The sequence below is a fragment of the Pelosinus sp. UFO1 genome, assembly GCF_000725345.1.
GTDB lineage: Bacteria > Bacillota > Negativicutes > DSM-13327 > DSM-13327 > Pelosinus.
On the sequence record NZ_CP008852.1, the window covers coordinates 1,018,527 to 1,042,419 of the forward strand.

26 protein-coding genes and 1 other annotated feature are annotated in these 23,893 nt (G+C 38.7%); of the genes, 14 read left to right on the forward strand and 12 right to left on the reverse strand.

Annotated features, from left to right (window positions below; translation table 11 throughout):
* The first annotated feature begins 88 nt into the window (after positions 1–88).
* The 5 genes from UFO1_RS04510 to fucO all read left to right on the forward strand — a co-directional run bounded on the left by UFO1_RS04510 (position 89) and on the right by fucO (position 4,752).
* Entirely contained in the window at positions 89–1,081 is a 993-nt protein-coding gene (locus tag UFO1_RS04510; RefSeq protein ID WP_038668389.1) for an ABC transporter permease, read from the forward strand.
* On the forward strand, positions 1,078–2,049 hold the full coding sequence (locus tag UFO1_RS04515) for an ABC transporter permease (RefSeq protein ID WP_038668392.1): 972 nt from the start codon (positions 1,078–1,080) through the stop codon (positions 2,047–2,049). The genes UFO1_RS04510 and UFO1_RS04515 overlap by 4 nt, the downstream gene beginning before the upstream one ends.
* Positions 2,050–2,182: 133 nt before the next feature.
* The gene (locus tag UFO1_RS04520; RefSeq protein WP_038668394.1) at positions 2,183–3,214 is read left to right on the forward strand and encodes an autoinducer 2 ABC transporter substrate-binding protein; all 1,032 of its coding nucleotides are present in this window, start codon (positions 2,183–2,185) and stop codon (positions 3,212–3,214) included.
* Positions 3,215–3,254: 40 nt separating this feature from the next.
* Entirely contained in the window at positions 3,255–3,569 is a 315-nt protein-coding gene (gene rhaM, locus UFO1_RS04525; protein ID WP_038668397.1) for an L-rhamnose mutarotase, read from the forward strand.
* 22 nt (positions 3,570–3,591) lie between these two features.
* Positions 3,592–4,752 carry a lactaldehyde reductase gene (fucO, locus tag UFO1_RS04530; protein WP_038668399.1) on the forward strand — a complete coding sequence of 387 codons (1,161 nt, stop codon included), beginning with the start codon at positions 3,592–3,594 and terminating at the stop codon, positions 4,750–4,752.
* An 82-nt stretch (positions 4,753–4,834) separates the two neighbouring features.
* On the opposite strand, the gene UFO1_RS26100 is transcribed toward fucO, so the two are convergent.
* Both UFO1_RS26100 and UFO1_RS04540 read right to left on the reverse strand, forming a co-directional pair.
* Positions 4,835–5,470 (reverse strand): 3D domain-containing protein, encoded by a 636-nt coding sequence (locus tag UFO1_RS26100; RefSeq protein WP_038668401.1) that lies wholly within the window; start codon positions 5,468–5,470, stop codon positions 4,835–4,837.
* A 129-nt stretch (positions 5,471–5,599) separates the two neighbouring features.
* The gene (locus UFO1_RS04540; RefSeq protein ID WP_038668405.1) at positions 5,600–6,055 is read right to left on the reverse strand and encodes an Lrp/AsnC family transcriptional regulator; all 456 of its coding nucleotides are present in this window, start codon (positions 6,053–6,055) and stop codon (positions 5,600–5,602) included.
* Between the two features lie 245 nt (positions 6,056–6,300).
* On the opposite strand from UFO1_RS04540, the gene UFO1_RS04545 reads away from it, so the two are divergent.
* Genes UFO1_RS04545 through UFO1_RS04555 form a run of 3 tightly spaced genes read left to right on the forward strand, consistent with a single transcriptional unit; the run spans position 6,301 to position 8,017 of the window.
* Positions 6,301–7,140 carry a sulfite exporter TauE/SafE family protein gene (locus UFO1_RS04545; RefSeq protein WP_038668406.1) on the forward strand — a complete coding sequence of 280 codons (840 nt, stop codon included), beginning with the start codon at positions 6,301–6,303 and terminating at the stop codon, positions 7,138–7,140.
* A complete protein-coding gene (locus UFO1_RS04550) occupies positions 7,137–7,520 on the forward strand; it encodes a DUF1634 domain-containing protein (RefSeq protein WP_038668409.1) in 384 nt (127 codons plus the stop codon). The genes UFO1_RS04545 and UFO1_RS04550 overlap by 4 nt, the downstream gene beginning before the upstream one ends.
* A 23-nt stretch (positions 7,521–7,543) precedes the next feature.
* The gene (locus UFO1_RS04555; RefSeq protein ID WP_038668411.1) at positions 7,544–8,017 is read left to right on the forward strand and encodes an HD domain-containing protein; all 474 of its coding nucleotides are present in this window, start codon (positions 7,544–7,546) and stop codon (positions 8,015–8,017) included.
* A gap of 163 nt (positions 8,018–8,180) precedes the next feature.
* Here UFO1_RS04555 and UFO1_RS04560 read toward each other — a convergent pair whose 3' ends face one another.
* The 7 genes from UFO1_RS04560 to UFO1_RS04590 form a co-directional block, all read right to left on the reverse strand.
* Positions 8,181–8,855: an energy-coupling factor transporter transmembrane protein EcfT gene (locus UFO1_RS04560; RefSeq protein ID WP_038668413.1), complete on the reverse strand. Its 675-nt coding sequence runs from the start codon at positions 8,853–8,855 to the stop codon at positions 8,181–8,183.
* Positions 8,843–9,673 (reverse strand): energy-coupling factor ABC transporter ATP-binding protein, encoded by an 831-nt coding sequence (locus UFO1_RS04565; RefSeq protein WP_051788825.1) that lies wholly within the window; start codon positions 9,671–9,673, stop codon positions 8,843–8,845. Before UFO1_RS04565 ends, UFO1_RS04560 begins: the two co-directional genes overlap by 13 nt.
* A 2-nt stretch (positions 9,674–9,675) precedes the next feature.
* Positions 9,676–10,533 carry an energy-coupling factor ABC transporter ATP-binding protein gene (locus UFO1_RS24860; RefSeq protein ID WP_038668415.1) on the reverse strand — a complete coding sequence of 286 codons (858 nt, stop codon included), beginning with the start codon at positions 10,531–10,533 and terminating at the stop codon, positions 9,676–9,678.
* Positions 10,533–11,102, reverse strand: a complete 570-nt coding sequence (locus UFO1_RS24865) for a tryptophan transporter (RefSeq protein ID WP_038668417.1) — start codon at positions 11,100–11,102, stop codon at positions 10,533–10,535. The genes UFO1_RS24860 and UFO1_RS24865 overlap by 1 nt, the downstream gene beginning before the upstream one ends.
* Positions 11,103–11,167: 65 nt before the next feature.
* Positions 11,168–11,429 (reverse strand) — a binding site (T-box leader).
* 61 nt (positions 11,430–11,490) lie between these two features.
* On the reverse strand, positions 11,491–13,173 hold the full coding sequence (locus tag UFO1_RS04580; RefSeq protein WP_038668419.1) for a methyl-accepting chemotaxis protein: 1,683 nt from the start codon (positions 13,171–13,173) through the stop codon (positions 11,491–11,493).
* Positions 13,174–13,396: 223 nt separating this feature from the next.
* Entirely contained in the window at positions 13,397–14,140 is a 744-nt protein-coding gene (locus UFO1_RS04585; protein ID WP_144390861.1) for an MBL fold metallo-hydrolase, read from the reverse strand.
* 35 nt (positions 14,141–14,175) lie between these two features.
* Positions 14,176–14,538 (reverse strand): helix-turn-helix domain-containing protein, encoded by a 363-nt coding sequence (locus UFO1_RS04590; protein WP_038668425.1) that lies wholly within the window; start codon positions 14,536–14,538, stop codon positions 14,176–14,178.
* 208 nt (positions 14,539–14,746) lie between these two features.
* Here UFO1_RS04590 and UFO1_RS04595 point away from each other — a divergent pair, with 208 nt between their 5' ends.
* From UFO1_RS04595 to UFO1_RS04610, 4 genes are all read left to right on the forward strand, one after another.
* Positions 14,747–15,316, forward strand: coding sequence for a nitroreductase family protein (locus UFO1_RS04595; RefSeq protein WP_201771054.1), 570 nt, complete (start codon positions 14,747–14,749; stop codon positions 15,314–15,316).
* A gap of 197 nt (positions 15,317–15,513) precedes the next feature.
* Positions 15,514–16,347, forward strand: a complete 834-nt coding sequence (locus UFO1_RS04600) for an epoxyqueuosine reductase (protein ID WP_038668431.1) — start codon at positions 15,514–15,516, stop codon at positions 16,345–16,347.
* A gap of 83 nt (positions 16,348–16,430) precedes the next feature.
* On the forward strand, positions 16,431–17,201 hold the full coding sequence (locus tag UFO1_RS04605) for a MetQ/NlpA family ABC transporter substrate-binding protein (protein ID WP_236639400.1): 771 nt from the start codon (positions 16,431–16,433) through the stop codon (positions 17,199–17,201).
* A gap of 43 nt (positions 17,202–17,244) precedes the next feature.
* Positions 17,245–18,369, forward strand: coding sequence for a PLP-dependent aspartate aminotransferase family protein (locus tag UFO1_RS04610; RefSeq protein WP_038668437.1), 1,125 nt, complete (start codon positions 17,245–17,247; stop codon positions 18,367–18,369).
* Positions 18,370–18,649: 280 nt separating this feature from the next.
* Here the strand turns inward: UFO1_RS04610 and UFO1_RS04615 are convergent, their stop codons facing one another.
* Positions 18,650–19,993, reverse strand: coding sequence for an amino acid permease (locus UFO1_RS04615; protein WP_144390862.1), 1,344 nt, complete (start codon positions 19,991–19,993; stop codon positions 18,650–18,652).
* A 319-nt stretch (positions 19,994–20,312) separates the two neighbouring features.
* On the opposite strand from UFO1_RS04615, the gene UFO1_RS04620 reads away from it, so the two are divergent.
* Positions 20,313–20,906 (forward strand): DNA-3-methyladenine glycosylase, encoded by a 594-nt coding sequence (locus tag UFO1_RS04620; protein WP_038668443.1) that lies wholly within the window; start codon positions 20,313–20,315, stop codon positions 20,904–20,906.
* A 17-nt stretch (positions 20,907–20,923) separates the two neighbouring features.
* On the opposite strand, the gene UFO1_RS04625 is transcribed toward UFO1_RS04620, so the two are convergent.
* Positions 20,924–21,712 carry a TIGR03943 family protein gene (locus tag UFO1_RS04625; RefSeq protein WP_038668445.1) on the reverse strand — a complete coding sequence of 263 codons (789 nt, stop codon included), beginning with the start codon at positions 21,710–21,712 and terminating at the stop codon, positions 20,924–20,926.
* Positions 21,713–21,727: 15 nt separating this feature from the next.
* A complete protein-coding gene (locus UFO1_RS04630) occupies positions 21,728–22,690 on the reverse strand; it encodes a permease (protein ID WP_038668448.1) in 963 nt (320 codons plus the stop codon).
* Positions 22,691–22,939: 249 nt separating this feature from the next.
* Here UFO1_RS04630 and UFO1_RS04635 point away from each other — a divergent pair, with 249 nt between their 5' ends.
* Positions 22,940–23,893, forward strand: a complete 954-nt coding sequence (locus UFO1_RS04635) for an ABC transporter substrate-binding protein (protein WP_038668450.1) — start codon at positions 22,940–22,942, stop codon at positions 23,891–23,893.

Here is a 23,893-nt window from a genome sequence, read left to right on the forward strand (position 1 = left end):
CAGACGCAGGCAGAAGCCTTAGTCGTTCTTACTTGGAATCAAGAAAGTGTTATACTTTCTGATTCCGTGAAAAAAGGAGGATGTAAGAATGAAAGATTTGCTTAAAAAACGTGAGTTTCTCATGTTTATGATGCTATTGATTATCAGTTTATGTATCTCTCTTATCGCCCCTGCTTTTCTGACGCCGTCTAACTTGCTCAGTATTATTATGAATAATGTTATCTTGGCAATTATGGCGATGGGCATGACCTTAGTTATTGTTACTTCAGGTATTGACGTATCAGTTGGTTCACAGCTGGGATTTGCTGCCATATTTGTTGGTATGCTAGCTTTACTGCCCAGTTCAAACATATTCACAGTGTTACTGGTGGGGGTACTTTGTGGAACTTTGTTAGGTATCCTAAATGGAGTATTAATTGCTGGAGCCGAGATACCAGCAATTGTAGTTAGCTTAGGTACAATGAATATTTTCCGTGGAAGTTTATTGCTATATACAAATGGTAAGTGGGTAACATCCCTGCCTACCTGGTATACAAGTCTTTATAATACGTCAGTTTTAGGAGTTCCAACGCCAATTCTGATTCTTCTGTTGGTGATTGGTGTTACTTACTTTATTGCTCAGCACACTCGATTAGGGCGAAGTATCTATGCCTTAGGAGGTAATCCGGCAATTGCTTCAAGAGTTGGTATCAATACAGGGAAGGTCACCTTGTTTGTCTTTGCTTATATGGGGGCGTTAACTGGCATCGCCAGTATCTTGTATGGTGCCCAATTGGCGACAATTGATCCTAATGCAGGCACATCCTTTGAATTAATGGTTATTTCTGCCGTTGTTATCGGTGGTGCGAATGTGCTTGGAGGAAGTGGCAGTTTATTGGGTAGTTTGATTGGTGTATTAATTCTAGGTGTTTTGCAAAATGGCATTATTCTAATGCGTATCGAACCTTATTGGCAGAATGTAGTTGTGGGCTTAATTTTAATCACCGCAGTAACATTGGATGTCGTGAATAATCGTAAAAATGAAGCAAGTAAAAAAGTAATTTATGTCGCCGAAGACATAAAGGCAGGTGTTAAAGCATGATAAAGGTAAAACGATCCCACGAATTAACGCTGCTGCTATTTTTTATCGCTTTAATGATTGCTATGAGTATTTTGGCACCATCCTTTTTAACGGTTGATAATCTTCTTTCTGTCACACAACAGATGTCAGAGTTCGGCATATTGGCATTAGGTGTTACGGTGATTATTATTACAGCAGGCATTGACCTTTCGGTAGGGTCGATTGCTGGTTTAACTACTATCGTTATTGCTATGACTTATGGTATGTCTGGTAGTCTTGTGCTGGCAGTTCTCTTAGGAATCGTAACAGGAGCGTTGTGTGGTGCATTTAACGGAGTGCTGATTGCCAAGATTGGTGTTCCGCCAATATTGGTAACATTGGGAACCATGACCTTTTTTAATGGCATTGCATTGGTACTTAGTAAAGGAAATGCGATTTCTGATTTACCAGAGGAATTTTACTTTATTGGTCAAGGTTACTTGTTTGGGAATATTCCCGTACAAACAGTAATTTTTGCTATATTGGCTGTTCTCACTTCTCTTTTGTTATCGAAAACACCTTGGGGACGAAGGGTGTACGCGGTGGGAAATAATCCAGTAGCATCCATATTTTCTGGTGTGAAGGTAGAACAAGTTCTTCTCTACGTATACATTTTTGCTGGTATTATGGCAGCGATTTCTGGTTGGATTATTTCTTCGCGAGTTTCTACTGCCAGAGCAGATTTGGGCGCCGTATATCTAATGCAGAGTATTTCTGCTACGGTTCTGGGAGGAACCAATATTGCTGGTGGTTCTGGTACCATTTTTGGAACAGTAATCGGTGTTTGTGTCTTTGCAGTTCTTGCGAATGGTCTTAATCTTATTGGTGTCAGTCCTTTCGCTCAAAACCTATTAATGGGCTTAGCTTTGATTGTTGTACTTTTAATTAACAATATGGAAATTATTAAAAATAAAATTTCTTTATTTATTAAATTGAATTTTAACTCATGATGGTCATAGAGATTTCCGGTTTACCAGGAGGCTTGCATATACAAAAAATAAGAAAGGAAGGGGGCAGTTATTAGGGGCCTTATCAGGAATATACCGGGCATTTCGAAAAAATAAAATAATGGAGTGATTTTGAATGAAGGCTAATAGAAAGATTACAACGCTATTGATGTTGGTGTTTGTTATGTCTATGCTGCTAGTAGGATGTGGCAGTAGTAATTCAAATACTGCTGCAAAACAAGACAATCAGGGAAAGTCAGGTAAGAAAGTAGTAGCAATGGTACCTAAAGTAATTGGTAGCCCATATTTTGATACCTGTGCAGAAGGTGCCAAGAAGGTAGCAGCAGAATTTGGTTTTGAGCTTTTATATACTGGACCAACAGCTGCTGATGCTGCTCAACAAGTAAATATCATTCAAGATTTAATTAGTAAAAAAGTAGATGTGTTAATTGTTTCTGCTAACGATGCACAAGCTGTTGCTCCCGTACTTAAAAAAGCAAAAGCAGCTGGTATTAAAGTAATAACATATGACGCTGACACCACTCCAGATGCTCGTGATCTATTTATCAATCAGACAACTCCCGAAATTCTTGGTCGTCATATTATGGATAATATATCCAAAGAAATTGGTGGCAATGGTGAGTATGCCATTTTAACAGCTTCCTTAACAGCTTCCAATCAAAATGTCTGGATTAAGTGGATGAAAGAACAACAAGCTGCTAAATACCCTGACATTAAGCTCGTAACCATTGCACCAAGTGAAGAAGATCAGCAAAAAGCTTTTGCCCAAACGCAAAACCTAGTGAAAGCCTATCCTAATTTGAAAGGAATTGCGGCTTTATCCACTGTTGCTGAACCAGGCGCAGCACAGGCTATCGAACAAATGGGTTTAATAGGCAAAATCAAATTAATTGGTTTAGCTACTCCTAATGGAATGAGACAATACTTAAAGAGTGGTGCAGCACAGAGCGCTACCTTATGGGATGTTGGTAAACTTGGTTATTTGAGCATGTATATGGCAAAACAACTTCTTGATGGCAAAGTTCCTACGGATGGAATGGAGATTCCTACTGTAGGTAAGGTTGCGTATAAAGCAGATAATAAAGAAATCATTATGGGTGAACCTTTAGATTTTACAAGAGAGAATGTCGATACTTATAATTTCTAATTCCTTTTTAAGACCATCTGGAAAAGGTAGGTTTATTAGAATGATTCGTAAAGCATGCATTATGAAGGTATTTCCTAATTGCCAGGAAGAGTATAAAAGACGTCATGAAGGTATCTGGCCAGAAATGGTGAAGATGCTTGCCGAATATGGGGCTCACAATTATTCCATCCATCTTGACCCAACTACTAATTCCCTATTTGCTTATTTGGAAATTGAAGAGGAAGAAAAATGGAGTAAAAGTGCTGAAACTGAAATTTGCCAAAAATGGTGGGCCTATATGAAAGATGTAATGGAAACCAATCCTGACAATTCTCCGGTAATATGTAACTTACAAGAAGTTTTCTACCAAGCATAAAATAATAAAAGAGGTGCTTATTATGGCAAATCGCATTGTACTTAATGAAACATCATACTTTGGTGCAGGATCCATTCGTGTAATTCCAGAGGAAGTGAAACGCAGACAATTCAAAAAGGCTTTAGTAGTAACGGATAAAGACTTAGTAAAATTTAATGTTGCTCAAAAGGTAACTACAGTGTTAGAAGATGCAGGTATACCTTATGAAATTTATGATAATGTAAAACAAAACCCTACTATCGAGAATGTGCAAAGTGGCGTTAAAAAGTTCGCAGAAGTAAAGGCAGATTTTATTATTGCGATTGGCGGCGGTTCTTCTATTGATACAGCCAAAGGAATTGGCATTGTTACCAATAATCCTGATTTTGCTGATGTAAGATCTCTTGAGGGAGTAGCTGACACCAAAAATAAAAGCGTTCCAATTATTGCAGTGGCGACAACGGCTGGTACAGCAGCGGAAGTGACGATTAATTATGTAATTACCGATGAAGCCGCAATTAAAAAAATGGTCTGTGTAGATCCTAATGATATTCCTGTATTGGCAATCATTGATCCAGAATTGATGACTTCTATGCCAAAAGGGCTTACTGCTGCTACTGGCATGGATGCACTAACTCATGCCATCGAAGGCTATATCACAAAGGGAGCATGGGTATTAACCGATATGTTTGAACTAAAAGCGATGGAGCTTATTGCAAAACATCTGGAGAAGGCAGTATTTGAACCTAATAATATTGAAGCTAGAGATGGCATGGGAACAGCTCAATATATTGCAGGTATGGGATTTTCTAATGTGGGGCTAGGGATCGTTCACTCTATGGCTCATTCCCTAGGAGCTGTGTATGATACACCTCATGGTGTTGCTAATGCTCTATTGTTGCCCTACGTAATGGAGTATAATGCTCCTGACACGGGAGAAAAATACAAAGAAATTGCGCGGCAATTAGGTGTAGAGAATGTAGATAAGATGACTACCGAAGAATATAGAAAAGCCGCGATTGACGCGGTTATGACTTTGTCACAGAAGATAGGTATCCCACAAAAGTTAGTGGAAATTGGTGGTAGAGAAGAAGAGTTGCCAAGATTAGCAAAAATGGCTTATCAGGACGTATGCACCCCAGGAAATCCAAGAGATACCACGGAAACTGAAATACTTGATATTTATAAAAAGGCTTTTAAGTAATAAGGAAAACGCCCGTATCCTCACTGAGGCTATGGGCGTTTTCCTTATTCGGGGGAGATATAGACGAATAGTAAGTAATGTTTTATGCTTTTCCTCCTGAATCAACGATGAACACTTTTACATCCTTCTTGCCAAAGTCTAAGGCATGATCAACAGAGGTTTTAGCAATGTCAATGCGGTTTCCTTTAATAGCTCCTCCAGTATCCTCCGCTACGGCATATTCGCCATGTCCATCAGGATACTGGATAAATACTTTCGATTTTAAGGGGATGACATTAGGATCCACGGCGATGACTCCAGGACGAATATCAGTACCTAAAAATGTTTTATCACCCCATTGGTCATTGTCGTGAGCGCCTGGTGCATAAGCCGTTGCCTTAATATCCAGTACCTTTTCATAATGTGCTGGGGTTTTTCCAGAAGGTGCTTTATTTTGATCATTCGTATCTTTGGAATCTTGATGTCTTGATTGGTCTGAAGGAGTTGATTTTTCGGTAGTTGAATTGTGAGTTGAAGGAGTGTCTTTGACTTGTTGGGAGACTTCAACTGGAGCGTTGCCAGCAGCATTTGGGTCAGCGGAAGCATGGACAGTAGCTGCTGGTATTCCTGGCAACATTGCACCAGATAGTATGGTGGCTCCCGCGACTGCCGCTGCAAGACCTTTGAATTTTTTCTGTAACCGTGCAATGGTATGGTTTCGTCTATGTTTATGACTCATAATCATCATCCTCCTTGACGAGGTTATTATTTCTAGTGTTTGCAAAATAAAAAATAAAATCCTTGGAATCTTTTAGTATGTTTAATTGTCAAGATATGAGGATTGGAGTTAGTTGATAAGCTAAGAATATTAAATAAGTAACGCGCCTCGCTCTTTATAACGGGTTATTAGGAATTCAGAATCTACATTTGTAATGCCATCAATGGACTGTAGTTTTCGAATACAACAATTTGCATGTTCTTGATCGTCAAATAGGGCATGAACATGTAAGTGAGGGTGGCCGCTCATTTGGTAAACATTTGTTATTTCGTCGAAGGTTAATAGCTTTTGGGCAACAGAATCTATTTTAGTCCATTCTACATTAATGTTAAAATACATGGAGAGCATTTTTCCTGCTTTTAAAGGATTGACGACAATCGTAAAACGATCAATAATTCCATGATCTACAAGCTGATTAATACGTTCTCTAACGGTCGCACGAGTTAAATTTACAAGACGGCCCAGTTCGGCATTGCTTAGTCGGCCGTTTTCTGATAAATATTTTAGTATCTGCCTATCAATTTCATCTAAGTCTTTAAATTGCATGGTTAGATGTTCCTTTCCATATAAAATATACTAAAGAATTAGGATATACTGATTTTAAATCCTTATTTATAGCATTTAATTGATGTAAACGATTTTCCTTACAAAGTAAAAAAATACATATAAATATTGATCGAATGTATTTTGTATATTATACTTGTGAATGTACATAAAAAGAAAGCCCAAAATATTTTTTTAAGGATATTTTTTTTGATATATCAATAAATTTGTGATTGGAGTGAAGTTATGTGACGATTGTAGCTATAAAAATACTGCTTATTTCTATTTCGGCAGGGATTCTTGGCTCTATTTTAGGTCTTGGTGGAGGAATTATTGTTACGCCAGCATTAACCTTTTTGTTTGGGGTAGATATTCAGCATGCCATCGGGGCAAGTCTTATTTCCGTTATTGCTACTTCCAGCGGGGCGGCAGTAGCCTACATTCGAGATGGAATTACCAATATTCGGGTAGGAATGTTTTTAGAAATTGCAACAACAATAGGGGCCATTACAGGAGCCATGATAGGTGGGATTATTTCGCCAAACTTATTATACGCGATGTTCGGTTTCTTTATTTTTTATTCCGCTGTACTTATGCTGAAAAAGGTCAAGGAAGAGCTGCCTGGTGAAGTAGCTTTGCATAGTGTAGCAAGTAAGCTAAAGTTGCAAGGCGAGTACTATGATAAAGCTTTAAAGAAAACTGTTCCCTATAATGTGGATAATGTGTATGGCGGTTTTGGCGTTATGTATGGGGCGGGAATTATATCAGGCCTTTTAGGTATCGGAAGCGGCAGTTTTAAAGTGATGGCAATGGACGTTTTTATGAAGCTGCCTTTAAAGGTTTCTAGTGCAACTAGTAATTTTATGATGGGCGTTACTGGTGCAGCGAGTGCTGGGATTTATTTATTTAGAGGAGATATTAGTCCTCTTATTTCAGCCCCTGTTGCCCTTGGTGTTTTAATTGGGGCTACCATTGGAACTAGAATTATGCAACGGTTAAAAAGCAAAACCATTCGTAAACTTTTTGTTCCAATTCTAATGTACGTGGCAATTCAAATGATGGCACAGGGATTGGGGGTTAGATTATGAGTGAAGTAATAGAAAAGGAAAAACAAACTTCTGGAAAAGTACTCAATGAAGCTGAGGTTTTTGTTAGCAAGTCTTTGCGGGCTGGCGTATTGCTGAGTGCCATTGTTATTTCTGTAGGTCTAGTACTTTTCTTAGTGAGTGGTGAGAGTGGCTATCCTGGAGAAACGTATCCGACTCTTCTTAAAGATATCTTTGTAGGAGCAGTAAATATGAAACCTTTTGCCATTATTTTGGCAGGGTTAGTTTTATTGATATTGACCCCTATTATGCGGGTTGGTGTTTCAATACTGGTTTTCTTAAAAGAGAAGGATTGGTTATATGTAATTATTTCAGCTATTGTTTTTCTAATTCTGATTAGCAGTTTTTTCTTTGGTAAATAAATGAGTAAAATGGAGGAGCTTTTATGAATAGAGTGTTTCAGATACAAGAAAGATATCTAGCGGAAATTGCGAGATTTGAGAATACGAGTATGATCAGAGATATATCTTTAAATTGGGAAAAAATACATATGGCTAGTTGTGCAGCGGTAGGGCGAATTCTTGCCTTAAAAAGGGGCGTGGACGCGGAACTAAGCGCCATAGCATGTTCAATACATGATTATGGCCGCATTATAACGGGGAAACAATACGACCATGCCGCTGTAGGTTATGATCCTCTCAAGTTGTTTCTTGCACAAAGCGGTTATTTTACTTCAGAAGAGATTGAACTACTTGCAAAAGCTGCACAGAATCATAGTAATAAAAAAGAAATCGGAAGCCCTTTAGAGGAAATTGTCAAAGATGCGGATGTATTTGATTGTTATCAATATGGTCTTCCACTAGAGAGAGAAGAGCAAAGGGTTCGATTAAAGAGTATTCTAGAAGAATTGAGTCACTAAAAAAACAGCCTGATCCTGTAAGGTAGGATACTAGGCTGTCTTTTTTTGCGGAATCAGAAAGTATAACACTTTCTTGATTCCAAGTAAGAACGACTAAGGCTTCTGCCTGCGTCCGGGGACTTGGCACAAGCCAAGTCTTTTCTTAAAAGAAAACAATAAATTTCTAGCTGATTTGAATAAAGAGGTAGGACGTAAAGAGTACCATAGAAAATAATAAGGCATAGTCGCGGGGGGCAAGGGTTACCTGATTACCAAAGCTACGTTTCTTTCGACTACCAAAGCCACGCAACTCTAAACTGAGAGCCATAGTTTCTGAGCGAGTTACGGCTTTTAGAACAAGGGGTTTAATAACAGCCATATAGGAAAAAAAACGTTGGAAAAGATTACCTTGGGGGGAATAACCACGACAAGCTTGCGCTTCTTGGATGGCTTTGCTTTCTGCTAAAAAGTCGGGGATGAAGCGCAGCGCTGCAGTTAACATAAATGCATACTCATAGGGGATATGGCATTGCAGAACTAGGGCTGCGGACAAATCTTGCATTCGTGTAGTTGCCAGTAAGATAAAGAAGACTAGCGTCATAGCGATCATTTTACCGGCAGTAATACCGGCCAGCATGATATCATGGTTTAATACATACTGCATGCCAGCAAGAACAGCGGCAAAAACGAAGAGACTGGCAATTCCTTTATAGATAGTTATGCCTACTTTGGCTATGACGAGGAGGAGCAGTTGGCAAATTATAAGTGCGGCTAAGGCAGGAAGAGATTGTAATACCATGGCCCATATGGTGACGAAAACTGTCAGAGCTAATTTAGTAATCGGTGCTATTGTTTGCATGGATCATTCCTCCTTAACATGGTTGCGATGTCATTTCCTAATTGTTGAATAGAAGCTGTTTGTTTAATGCCTAAAGAGGCAAGCTGACGAGAAATCTTAAGAGCTGTAGGTTCAATAAGGCCCCAATCTGATAATTGATGAGTGTCTTGGAACAATTCAGAAGTACTGCCGTCAAAGACTTTATGCCCTTTTGCCATAACAATGGCCCTTTTAGCACAAGCAGATAAGAATTCCATATCATGGGTAACAAGAAGTATAGCAGTTCCTTGTTGGTTTAGCTTTAATAATAACTCTAACAGTTGTTCCCGCTCCCGGGCATCTTGACCACTCGTTGGTTCATCCAAGATTAATATCTTAGGCTGCATAGCCAATGCAGAAGCAATGGTTACTCTTTGTTTTTGTCCCTTGGATAAAGTGAGGGGATAAGCATCCGCCAAATGAGAAAGTCTAGTCAGAGTCAAAGCTTCCGTGACGAAAGATTTGATTTGCTCTGGGGTATAGCCTAGTTGTATTGGCCCATAAGAGACTTCCTCTGTTACCGTGTCATGAAAGATTTGCCGATCGGGATTTTGAAAAACATAACCAATATGATGTGCCATTTTGGCGGGAGTATATTTTTCTACGCTATCGCCCTGATAGAGGATGGTTCCTTTAGTAGGTTTCTTTAAAGTCATCATTAGACGAGTTAGAGTAGTTTTTCCACTACCATTACGGCCTACGATAGCAAGGAAATCACCTGGGTTTACTGTAAGGGAGACATTGTGAATGACTGGAGACTGAGCTTTATAAGAAAAAGAGATGTTTTGTAGTTCGAGCATTCCTAAGCGTCCTCCTCTTCTTGCAAGATATGGTGAAGTTGGGTGATAGCATCCTCTTCTGTGTACCAAGGATTAAATGTTTGTTGCGTAAACCCTTCCAACATGAGTTTAAGCTGCCATAATGGTGGAATAGCCTCTGGGAAAACTTGATGATTTGCCATAAAAGTGAGCACGTCTTCAGGAATTCCACTTATGATCAATTTACCTTCTTCTAAAAGGATAAACTGATCGGCATAGGGGAGAATGGTTGCAATATCATGTTCAACTACCAATATTGTTATTCCATGTTCTTTATTAAGTTCACTTAGCAATTTATACAGTGACTGGGTACCCTCAGGATCCAGAGCAGAGGTTGGTTCATCCAGGACTAGAATTTTAGGATTTGTTGCGAGTACACTAGCAAGGACAAGACGTTGTTTTTGCCCTCCAGAAAGAGACGTGACAGCTTCCTTTTCAAAACCTGTCAAACCGACTTTACTTAGTGCTTCTTTCACAAGAACTGCAGTTTTTAAAGGATCAATACCTATGTTTTCTAGACTGAAAGCAACTTCTTCTTCTACTGTCATTGTGACCAATTGGGTTTCATAATCTTGTAAGACCGTGCCTACAGTTAAAGCGATTTGTTGCATAGTAGATTGCTGTGTAGGAGTTCCAGCTACCTGTACTTGCCCTGCAGAACTTCCACCGTAGTAGTGAGGGACAGCGCCTGCTACAGCTAGACACAATGTTGTTTTTCCTGCCCCGCTTGGCCCGATGACTACAGAAAATGAGCCTTTTTCAATGGAAAGGTTAATATTATCTAGAACTTTTTTGGGGTGAGTGTAAGCATAACTGAAATTTTGCAGGGCAATATCTGGCATTATTGATCACCTTTCGTATCAAATAACTTTTTGGCAGGGAAATAAAGGATTTGGGTAATGGCGGCATTGGCGGCAGCTACTGAAAATACGACAGGAATCATAGCGTAAAGATATACAGACATGGGTAAAGAAAGAACAACTTTTAATATGGTAATAAAAGTCATACCACTTGCCACCGTACTAATAAATCCTGTTACTGCAGGCTTAATATTTAAGTTTCCTACAGATATTTTGTAAGAGAGGCAGACGATCAATGCGCACACAATAGCACCAATCGGCTCACTTACTAAATTACCATAAGGAAAGGCAGATTTAGAAGTAGGAATATTAATCGCAGCGGCCACAAGACCGATACCAAAAGATTGTTTAACGGTTGGTTTTGTTAAGTTGATAGCAATGCAATACATGGCTATTGTCCAGTTAGGGGTTATTCCGCCAATGCTAGGACTGACTAAATGAAGAATTGCTCCAATGGCCAAGAGTAGGGTTGTGATAGTAACCCAGCGGTATCTACCACCCTTAGTTTTTTCATGGATAATTAAATCTGTTTCATTTTTTTGAAGTTCCATTTCTTATCGCGTCCTTTCATTTTTGAATACAAAAAACCCTCGTTCCTATATATATAATAAATATATATAGGGACGAGGGGTTAACCCGCGGTGCCACCCTGATTGGCTTTAAAAAAGCCCGGCTTTACAAGATACGGGATATTTACTATCCGATACCTGCTTCCTGATAACGGCGGAAGAATCCCGACAGTTCCTACCTCGCAAAATGCGAATCAGACTGTATCTCCCAGGCCCATTCCACATACCAAGTAGTGCCAAACTCCCACTGCCATTGGCTCGCTGTAACCCTTTTGGGTATTGTGTACTCTTCCTGATCATTGATGATGAATATGTAGTTTAACGTATTGTAACAGATGGTACAAGCAATTGTCAATAGAAAATTTTTAGGCTAGCAGCGGAATTGGCGGACGATTTCTTGCAGATGTTGTGCCATTTCTCCCAGTGTCTGGCTTGATGCCGCAATTTCTTCCATAGATGCAGATTGTTCCTGGGTAGCAGCAGATACAGTTTGCGTTTCTTCAGAGGTTTTCTTACTTAATGTATCAATTTCTTTTACAGATAATACAATCTGTTGACTGCCATCAGCGATTTGTTGTATAGCGGCAGAAATATCTTTAATTTGAGTCGATACTTCTAGTACTAGGATAGCAATATCTTGGAATGATCTTCCCGCAATATCCACAACTTGTGCTCCGATTTTAACTTCACTAGTTCCTTTATTCATAGCTAAGACGGCATCGGCAGTATCGCCCTGGATTTCGCCAATTAGTTGGGCGATTTTTTTTGCTGCTTCCTGTGACTGTTCGGCTAATTTTCGTACTTCTTCTGCCACTACCGCAAAACCCCGACCTTGTTCGCCAGCTCTTGCGGCTTCTATCGCCGCATTTAATGCTAAGAGATTGGTCTGTCCCGCAATACCAGATATAGTACTAACAATTTGTCCAATTTCCTTGGATTGCTCTCCTAGTTTTGCAATGACTTGGGCTGATGTATTTACCGTCTTTTCAATTTGTGCCATTTGCGTAATGGCTTTTTCTATGGATTCACCACCCTTAGTAGCAGTTTCAGAAGCTTGTGATGATTTTCCAGCGACTGTATTCGCATTGGTGGCTATTTGCTGTATAGTAACTGACATTTGTTGTACTGCATTTGTTGTTTCGGTAAAGGTAACTAACTGCATTTCCGAACTTTGGGCTACATCAGAAATTGAGGCGGCAACTTGATTGGCAGCCTGGGTTGCATGATCAGCACTCGATGTAAGCTGCTGGGAAGAAGCCGTAACTTGATCTGCTGCGTTAGCAACTTTTTGGATTACCTGGCGCAATTTATCTTTCATCTCGTTAAAAGAACTTGCCAGTTGGCCTAGTTCATCAGTAGACTTTACTCCCAAATTATCAGCTGTCAGGTTCCCTTTCGTGATTTCTGATGCTGCCTGTGTAATCATTATTGCAGGCAGGGAGATACCCCGGCTTATATACATACTAATTACAACTGCGACTCCTGCAACAAAGAGGCTTACGAAAACCAGTAGAAGTTGTACTTCTCCCGCTTTTTGTGTGCTGGTACTTTCCTTTTCTTTTACATGACCTTTGACTAACAAAATAAGCTCTTTGGTGGCGGCTATCGAATTTTCCGATGGTTTGCCAGCTTGATACATATAGAAGCCAACCTGTTCAAGATTATTAGCGCGTTTTGCTTCAAAGGATTTAACCGCAATTGCATCAAATGCTAGTTTTTCTTTTTTTAATGTTGCAAGAATAGCTTGTGCATTTTCGGAGGGTAAAGAATTTTCTAACTTACTGATTTTGTCATCACCATATTTGCGGTGCCCATCAAAGGAGGCTACATCCGCAAGATCACCTGTAAAATTGAAGCGGCGCATGGCTACAGCTTCATTCGATACATCAATGGCAAGCTCCTCGACAAGTTCAAGTTGATAGAGGCTATCTCTCGTTGTTTCTTGAGAGTAGGAGGTAAGTTCACCAACTTTAAAATATGTAAATGCACTCATGATAAAAACCAAACCAATTATCACCATAAAACCACTAAGAATTTTCCTTCTAATTGTCATAATAAGGCGCCTCCTTCAACTTAAATTGGAAGATTACACAGTACAATAAACTCAATAAAGCAATTTTTATATACAAAAAAAGCTGGCAATCAAGCCAGCTTAATAAGCGTATATAGCATTGCAGTCGCAACATTGCGATACCCTTTATCCTGTTGTAATGTTTTCCAATTATATTATAATAAGAATACTATAGAATAGTCAATCATATTGTTTATATTTCGCCCTATGTATTGGCAAGTTCAGCAATTCGGATAGAGGCTTTAGGGCCATACATACCCCCATGATAGCAGATTACATGCTCTATATCATAGGCAACTAGTTTCTTTAGAGATTGTAATGCAGTAGGCATATCGGGAGTATATATTTCAGCTGGACCTACAAGGCAGTCATTTTCTATACGTAATTGATCACCGGCAACAAGTAGTCGATGAGATTTAACGTACAAACACACATGACCAGGAGTATGACCTGGGGTATGTATAATTTCAATTTCATGAAAAGGAAGTTTATCTCCATCAGCTAGAACTTGATCAATGGAGAAAGTGGGGATGCTCTCGAAGATAGCTGCGGCTTTTGCTCGCATTTCTTCAGGAAGTGATTGGACTCTAACTGCTATTTTTTCGGGAGTCATTTTTAGATAAGGTATGGTGCCTTCAAGATAAGGTTTTTCATTGGAGTGAGCATAAATTTTTACTTCATTATTTGTAGCGGCAATAGCAGGGAGGGTGCCAATATGATCCCAGTCTTGGTGGGTAATGATAACACGTTTAATTTGGGTAAAGGGGACACCCGCCTTGGTTACTGCTTGCATTAATTGTTCAAATTGGCCTGGGAATCCAGCATCCACAAGAGTTGCTCCAGTTTGATCCCAAATCAAAGTAGGATGTACTTCACTTTGTACTCCAAACATATCAACATCGAGGGTAAGCATTTGGATCTTTACTTGATTTTCCATATAACAGGGCACTGTGCCCTATTTCACCTCCTGAAAATTTTACCTTATTATATACAGGTTAGGTTTACTTGATTTTCGGTTAGTTCCGTGTCATTTGCATAATTAAGTCCCCATTGGCATAAAGTACTTAAGATTGGCAAAAGACTTTTCCCTGCATCTGTAAGAGAATATTCTACTTTCGGCGGAATTTGGGTATGGATGAATCTATGTACAAGACCATGACTTTCTAAGTCTCTTAGCTGCTGTGTTAACATTTTCTGCGTAATTTGAGGCAAGGTTTTTTTTAATTCGCTGAATCGTAAGGTGTTTTCACCTAAATGCCAAAGGATTAAAGCTTTCCATTTTCCGCCGATCAAATCTAAGGTTAGCTCCATGGAACACTGGTATTCCGTACCTTGAAATTTTATCATAGTTGTCACTCCTAATTATGTATAATAAAAAACTATATTGGTATACAAAAACATACTACAACACCAACAGGTGCGTACTTGCAAAAATGCAGATTATTCTCTAAGATTATAGCATGAAAAGAATTTCAAAGAAAGAACAAATAAGGAAGTTAATATAGGTATTATTCCTGCCCAAGCAATAAAATAAATAAAAATAAGTGGAGGGTATATGATGATAAAAAATGAAACTTTAAGTGTAATTAAAAACCGGAGAAGTATAAGAGCCTATAAAGAGGAGCAAATAACAGACGAAGAATTACAAGCTGTACTAGAAGCTGGGCTCTATGCACCGAGTGCCATGAATCAACAATGCTGGCATTTTACCATTTTGCAAAATAAAGAAATTATGGACCAAATCAGTGAAAGTTCTAAGTTGGTTGCCAAGACTTTTGATAATGAGCATTTGCAAAAATTAGCTAACAATGAAAAATTTCATATTTATTATGGGGCTCCTACAGTAATTATTATTTCCGGAGAAGAAAAAGCCCTGATGAGTGATGTGGATTGTGCCGCGGCAACGGAAAATATGTTACTAGCTGCAGAAGCCATTGGGCTGGGGGCTTGTTGGATCAATTTTACTAGATTTGCCTTTGCTAGTGATAAAGCTGAACATTATAGAAAAACACTAGCAATTCCTGAAGGGTATAGCCCATTTTATTCTATTACATTAGGCTACAAAAAAGTTGAAACCTTAAATGCACCTCCTAGAAAAGAAAATATTGTAAATTACGTAAAGTAAAAAATGAAAATTCATTATGTCCTTTTGATGAGGGATATTGGTGATTGACAATGGAATAAAATGGTGATATATTAATAAAAAATTACATAAATACAGCCGATCAGAAAGCTGAAGGCTGAAGAACTTTTCGCGTAGCTGCGCAAAAGTTCTTCAGCCTTTTTTTATTTGCAATTTAAGCATGGAAAGAAGGCATTGAAATGGAATTAGAACAAATCAAAAAACAAATTACAGAGTATGCCAAAGGGCTGGGAGCTAGTTTAGTCGGCTTTGCGCCCGTATTCCGTTGGAAAGAAGGAACTGAGGTGGCACCCGAGTATCACCCAGATGCCATTTGGTCAGAGGTAAAGATAGTAATTGTTTTAGGGGTGCCTGTATTATTACCAATTTTAGAAACAACACCTTCCATTAACTATGTAGAACAGTATGATACCTGTAATGTGATGTTAGATCAAATTGCTTATCGTTTGGCTGTGTATTTAAATGATTTAGGGTATCCTTCTATTTTTTTACCACGTGATGGTTACGGAAATATTGAAATATTAATTGATAAACCTGTTGCGGCCTTTAGCCATGTATATGCGGGTAAATACGCTGGACTCGGAACCATTGGTTATAATAATACCCTACTAAATGAGCAATATGGTCCAAGGGTTCGGTATGTTTCTGTCTTTACTGGGCTAAGCCTGCCAGGAGATGAACTAATTGGAAAGGAACTTTGCAATGGTTGCAAGGTCTGTCAAAAGCTTTGTCCGTCTCAAGCTTTTACCACGAGGGACAATCAAGTCGTCGCTGCTATGGATAAAGTGGCTTGTGCACGTTATCATGCAGACTTAAAAAATGAAAATCGTTATCCCTGTGGTATCTGTATTAAGGTTTGCCATGTGGGGAAAGATCGTCAACTGTACAAGAGCACGAATATTAAGCTGTATTTAGAAGAAAAAGAAGCCATTCAAAAAAATCCAAATGACCCTCGTTACCAAGGATGGGTTCATTGCCGAACTCACGGATCAAAGGGTGATCGCAAATTTTAGTGCAAAGTCAAAATGAGTATGGAGGGAAAGATAGTATGAAAAAGTTTAATTTTTTAATTGTGGGTATCTTAATGTTAGCAATTATGATTAGTGGTTGTACCAGTAATACGAGTGCTCCTAAAGGAGCAACGCCAGAAAAAGTACTCAAGGTAGGGGTCACAGCTGGCCCTCATGCAGAAATTATGGAAGTTGTGAAAAGGGTGGCTGATAAAGAAGGTTTAAAAATTGAGATTGTCGAATTTAATGATTATATACAGCCTAATGTTGCGTTGAATCAAGGTGATATTGATGTGAATAGTTATCAGCATCAGCCTTGGCTAGATAACCAAATCAAAGATCGAAAATATGAACTATCGACTCTTGCTAAAACCCTTATATTTCCCATGGGGATGTATTCTAACAAGGTAAAACACCTGGAGGATATCAAAGAAGGGGCAATTGTGGCTATTCCTAATGATCCAACCAATGGTAGCAGGGCATTGGCTATTCTTGAGAAGAATGGCCTGATTAAATTGAAAGAAAATGTGGGTTTGAAGGCTACAGCTGCCGATATCATAGCAAATCCTAAAAAACTTAAAATTAGTGAGTTGGATGCAGCTCAGATACCTCGCTCTATTAATGATGTAGATATTGCGGCGATCAATACAAATTACGCGATCGTTGCTGGCTTGGTACCGACAAAGGATGCAATTGCTCTTGAAGATTCGAATTCACCCTATGCAAATCTTCTTGTAGTACGTACGAAGGATAAAGATGATCCTATTTTTCAGAAATTAGTAAAAGCCTATCATTCTGAAGAAGTGAAGCAATTTGCTCTAGAGCATTTCAAAGGATCTGCAATACCAGCTTGGTAATTGAGGAGAGAAGAAATAGGATATTTTTTAGGAGGATTTTAAAATGAAAATTGAAACCAAGGCTATTCATCTTGGTCATGATGTAGACCCAGTAACAGGAGCCATAGCTGCTCCACTACACTTATCAACTACTTTTGAAAGAGAAGCAGATGGAAGTTATCCTCGGGGGCATATCTATACTCGTTTAAGTAATCCAAATCGGGATGCATTAGAAAAATGTTTAGCAGGGTTAGAGGGAGGAGAAGGCGCTGTTGCCTTTGCCTCTGGATTGGCAGCGATTATGAACGTATTCCAGGCATTATCGCCTAAAGATCACGTCATTGCCTCTCAGGACTTGTACCATGGAACTACCCATATCTTACAAGACATATTAGAACCATGGGGGTTACAGGTTAGTTTTGTAGACGTAACCGATTTGGCTCAATTAGAAGGGGCTATTCAGGAGAATACAAAGATCATATATTTTGAAACGCCTTCTAATCCTTTATTAAAAATAACGGATATTAGTAGAGTTGCGGCTATTGCACATCGGATTGGGGCTCTTTGTGTCTGCGATAATACTTGGCCAACACCAATACTACAAAGACCCCTTGAACTAGGGGCAGATATTGTGGTTCATTCCACTACAAAATATTTTGGCGGGCATAGTGATGTTTTAGGCGGCGCAGTTATCAGCAAAGTTAAGGATGCTTTCTTTGATCGAATTCGTATGTTACAGCAAATCGGTGGAGCGGTTCCCGCCCCTTTTGACTGTTGGCTGGTACTACGAGGGATTCAAACATTATGTTGCCGGATGAAAAATCATTCAGAAAGTGCCTTTGCCATAGCTGATTTTTTAAATAAACATCCTAATGTAGAAAAGGTTTATTATCCAGGACTTGCCGACCATCCAGGACATGATATTGTCCTTAAGCAAATGAGTCAATTTGGTGGAATGTTATCTTTTCAAATTAAAGGTGACAAAGAAGAGGCCTTAGCATTTACAGGACGCTTAAAAATTATTCGACGAGCTACTAGCTTAGGCGGCGTAGAAAGTTTGATCGAGCATCGCGCTTCCATTGAGGGACCACAAAGTAAAACCCCTGATAATTTATTGCGTTTTTCTGTAGGTCTAGAAAATGTAGACGATTTGCTGACTGACTTAGATGATGCCTTAACTAAAAAATGATAATGTTAAATGGTATTGTTTGCTCAGTGAGAAAAAATAAACCAAGATTATATAAGATGAAGGTAGTGGTACAGGATGTCCACTACCTTCATCTATTTCACGGAATCAGAAAGTATAACACTTCCTTGATTCCAAGTAAGAACGACTAAGCTTCTGCCTGCGTCTGAGGACTTGGCCTAAGACAAGTCTTTTCTTATGATTTCTTGCTTAAAGTGAAAAAAGTACTAGCCATTTTTGTATCGTGTTATTACATTTTCGATTTGAATAGTCAGAATCATGTTCATAGATCTCTCTTACGATGCAATGATTTTCTAATATAATATACAATACTAATTAAAACTAAGATGATTACGCCAGCATACAAACCGGGAAGTTGATCTGGATATAGTGGTGTGGAAAGAATCGCGATAAATATTAAGAAAAAACAAAGCCAGGAAAGATAAGGATATCCTGGAGCCTTATATTTTAATTTTTCAGGTGCTGTGGCTACTATTTTCTTTCGATAGTAATAATGGGTGGCGGATACGCTCATCCAGTTGATGAGTGCTAGAAATCCACTGGCACTAACCGTATAAATGAAGATTGTCTCTGGCAAAATATAAGACAGCATAGCGGTAGCTAGAAGAACGATTCCGCTGATTGCAACTGCTGTTACAGGCACTCCTTTTTTATTTTGGTAACTAGCTATTTTAGGTGCTTGTTTATCTTTAGCTAAGGAAAATAACATACGAGATGAGGAATAGACCTGAGAATTCAGGGCAGATAAAGCAGCTGTTAAAAGAATGAAATTCACAATATCTCCCGCATAAGGAATCTTAAAAATAGTAAATAGCTGCACGAAGGGGCTAACCTTTTCATCAAGTAATCCTATGGGTAGAAAGCTGACAATGAAGTAGGCAGATAGTGTGTAGAGAATTAGAATGGAAACAGTAACGATTCTAGCGGCAGGAGGTACATTTTGCTCGGGTTTTTTTGTTTCTACAGCGGCAATGCCAATAATACCTGTACCTGTATAAGCAAATAAAATTAGGAGCATAGCGCCTAACATGCCCGTCAATCCCTCAACCGGGGATTGAAATAATTCAGTGATAGGCCTGCTTACTTGTGTAACATTCCCAATGGGCATGCCTAATAGAACAGCAAAGCCAATGACAACGAAAACTACAAGGGTAGCCACTTTTGTTATGGAAAGGCCTAATTCAATTTTGCTTAACCCTTTTAGATCATTAAAGTTTAAAAATGTAATTCCCAAGGAAAAAACTAAGCTTCCTATCCATAAAGGGACGTTAGGTATCCACAAACGCATGAAAATCGCGCAAGCAGTCACCTCACTAGCCATTCCTAATACACCGCTGACCCAAAACATCCAACCAATCAAGAATCCCCACCAATCACCAAATACTTCTTGGGCATAGACCTTAAAAGAACCATGCACAGGATTAGCAATTGTCATTTCAATAATGAAAGCCACTTCCATGATCATAATGAGCCCACCTAACAAATAGGCTAAGGGGGTCCAGGCTCCCGCAATGCTGATTACAAGGCTGCTAGCCAAGAAAATACCAGAACCAATAATATTACCTAAAGCCATTATGATAAAATCTGTTTTATTAAATGTCGCCAAACTAACATTGCCTCCCATTTAAAGACTCTATCTTGTATTTTTACTTTTTTCTGGTTCTGTTATGCGAGAAAGTAAAACAAAAGGTAAAGTATAATAAATTGCGATAAGAAAAGACTTGGCTTGTGCCAAGTCCTCGGACGCAGGCAGAAGCCTTAGTCGTTCTTACTTGGAATCAAGAAAGTGTTATACTTTCTGATTCCGTAAAAAAACGACATGTAGCTGCATGCCGTATCTTTTAAAAATTTATCAATAAGGAAGGTAGAAGTAGGCAATAGTAGGGCAAAAATCTAGTTCATAACTGGAAAGAAGGTAATAACAAGTGGAAAAATTAAAAAGAGAATTTTATGAGAGGGAAACCTTAGATGTAGCGAGGGAGCTATTAGGAAAATATCTAGTTCATAATACAATTACTGGTCGAACAATTGGTAAGATTGTAGAAGTAGAGGCCTATATTGGTGCGATTGATCTTGCTTGCCATGCTTATAATGGAAAATACACAAATAGAACGAAAGTTATGTTTGGCCAGGGAGGCCATGCGTATGTTTATTTGATTTATGGTGTTTATTATTGTATGAATATCGTCACCAATCAAGAAAATTATCCTGAAGCCGTGCTAATTAGAGCATTAGAGCCAATCGAAGGAATTGAATTAATGGAGACGCGGCGCAAAACAGATAAAGTCCTCAATCTATGTAGTGGACCTGGAAAACTGTGCATGGCAATGGAAATTACGAAATTGCAAAATGGAATGGATTTGTGTGATGATACCATGTATCTTCTAGAAGGGGAAAAGATTTCTCCTGAATGTATCCTTACCACTCCCCGCATTAATATTGATTATGCGAAGGAGGCAAAAGACTATCCTTGGCGTTTTATCATAAAAGATAACCCCTATGTTTCCAAGGGGAAGTAGTGGATTGAGTTGATTTTTTAATTATAGGGATAGACATAAGGTTCTTTTGGCTCGTTTATAGGTTGTAGAGAGGTTATTTTCACTGCAGGGACATTTTTATCTTCATACTTACTCATTTGAATGACACCTTCAATCGATAACCAAGTTCCATCTGGATAATTCTCTACGTTGGCCCCTTCACACATAACCCCATAGGGCAGGGAATCGGCAGTGCAACACATAACAACATAACGTACGAGGGAAATCTGATTTTTAGCCAGTTCGGGATTTCTAAAAACAAAACCTGTAATCATCACTTTTTTTCCAATGTAATCCTTGGGAAAGCCATTAATTTCAGAGATAACCTCTGTATAGTTGAGGTTGGTAACCTTAATAAGGCTTAGCGGCTTAAGTTCAGGAGCTAGAGGGCGCGGCACATTCTGAGTAGAATCAGATAGCAGATTGATTTGGGTATTGAGTCCTTTATTGCTGACAAGATTTGCATTCAGTGTATTATCAGGCACTGCAAAAGCAATGATAAGTACAGCTAGAAAAGGGAAAAATCTCCATGCGCCAGAATGATGGTGGCATTGCTGTTCATTACTATGTGGCGCAGGTAGTAAGGCGCTTAGTAGTTGTATGACAAACATTGGAATTAGTAAATAACAAGATAACTCAGTTAATATGATAAATTTTGGGTTGATATATAAGGGTAATTGGTTTGTAATATCAAGCCACCCTAGTAAGATAATAAATCCCAAAAGAATAATGGACTGCAAGAATGCGCCATTGTTAAAAGAATCAGTTCTGCGCGATCTAGGTTCCAATAAAAACTACCTCCTTTAGAGATGATTTATAACATAGGCTGCACTGGAACATAAAAGGATAATCATTAGCGCGAGCCATATTACAAATCTTGTACGGAATGTATAGAGCAGCATTAGAAGATTTTTAAGATCGATCATCGGTCCCAATACCATAAAGGTGACAAGAGAACCTAAGGAAAAACTGGTGCTAAATGATGCAGCAATAAAAGCATCTGCAGATGAGCAGACGGAGATGAAAAATGCAAACAACATCATGAATCCAGTTGATAAGAAGGAATTTTGTCCTAGTGTAAGTAGCATGGCGTGAGGCAGAAGGATTTGAGATAAGGATCCAAGCATAGCACCTATGAGTAAAAATTTTCCCATTTCAAAAAACTCGTTGCTAGCATCTCGAAATGTAAAAATAATTTTATTAAGAAAAGAAGGTTGAATAGGATGGTTATGAGTTGTATCATGGCAGCATCCATGGGTATGAGAGTGGATTTCTCCAGCCTTTTTCAATTGATTACCAATAAAGAAAAAATTGATAAAGAGTCCAGTAAACAAAGCCACGAAACAGGCTGCTCCTAGCCTTAGAAAAACTACCTCAATATGATTTCGAAAAGCAAATGCTGTAGCGGCCCCGACAACCGGATTTATAATGGGAGCGGCCAACATAAAAACAATAGCTGTAGGTAAGGGAACTCCCTTTAAAACTAAGCGTCTTACAATAGGAACCATTCCACAATCACAAACAGGAAAGAGAATGCCAAGAAAGCAAGCCATGATAAGACTCAAAAATTTATTTTTGGGTAACATACTGCGAATTCTGCTTTCGGAAACAAAATGACTTAACATTGCAGAGACCATAACGCTAAGTATCAAAAAAGGAAAAGCTTCAATAATAATGCTAAGTAAGATTATCTTAAAGTTAATAAAATCATTCCAACTCATAACAGTTGATACAGTTGAAGAAATTGTTGCTACTATGAGATCCAATCTAACGCCCCCAATTCACCTTGTGAAAGTAATACAAAATCCATTATTTATATGAAGGAAATTCCTCTAGTATTCTAGAAAAATTATGATCTAGAAGAAATCAGTAGATTACTCTTTCTCAAATAAAAAAATATGGGCGAATCATATGGAAATGAGTGTAAGTTAGAGGTGAGGACAGAATAGTTGTCGAATTAAATGCCAAGACAACAAAAATTATGAGATCCAATTTTAAGGAAACGAGGACAGAAAATGAAAAAAGCTACCATTCTATTAATTTTTGCTATGATGCTGTCTGTTTTAGCAGGATGCTCTAGCGACAAAAAGGATAATAACTCTTCTAAACAGGGGCAGTTACAGAATATTACGATTGGCCTTATGCCTGATGTAGATTCCATTCCTTTTATCATTGCGCAAGAAAAAGGATATTTTAAAGAAGAAGGTGTAACAGTAACATTAAAACCTTTTAAAAGTGCTATGGACCGAGATAGTGCTCTTCAAAGTGGCAATTTAGATGGAGCTGTTTCTGATATGTTAGCGGAAGCCTTTGCGAAAGCAGGAGGATTTGATACTGTAATCACCTCCATAACCAATGGGAGTTATAAGTTGGTCGTTAGTAAAGATGAGACAGCTACTTCCGTTCAGGAATTGAAGGGGAAAGAGATAGCGATTTCTAAAAATACGATTATCGACTATGTAACAGACAAAATCTTGACCGAGGGAGGACTCTCCTCCGCGGATAGTAATAAAGTTGTTATTCCACAGATACCTACACGTCTGGAAATGTTACAGAATAGTAAAATAGCCGCGGCAACCTTACCAGAGCCGATGGCGACAATCGCTGTTAAAAACGGGGGGAAAGTTCTAAGAACGTCAGAGCAACTTAATCTAAATCCTGGAGTACTCATATTTACCACTAAATCAGTAAATGAAAAGGAAAAAGAAATCCAGGCTATGTATCGAGCTTATAGTAAAGCCGTTGCCTATTTAGCTAGTGAACCAATGGAGAATTATATCGATTTAGTCATTGAAAAGGGCGGCTTTCCCAAAGATGTTAAAGGGGCTCTTGTCCTGCCAAAATACAAAAAAGCTACGGCACCTCAAGAGAAAGATATAGAGGATGTCATAACATGGCTTCAATCAAGGCAGTTAATTACGCAAAAATATTTATATAGTGATTTAGTCGATACTCGGTTTTTAAGGTAA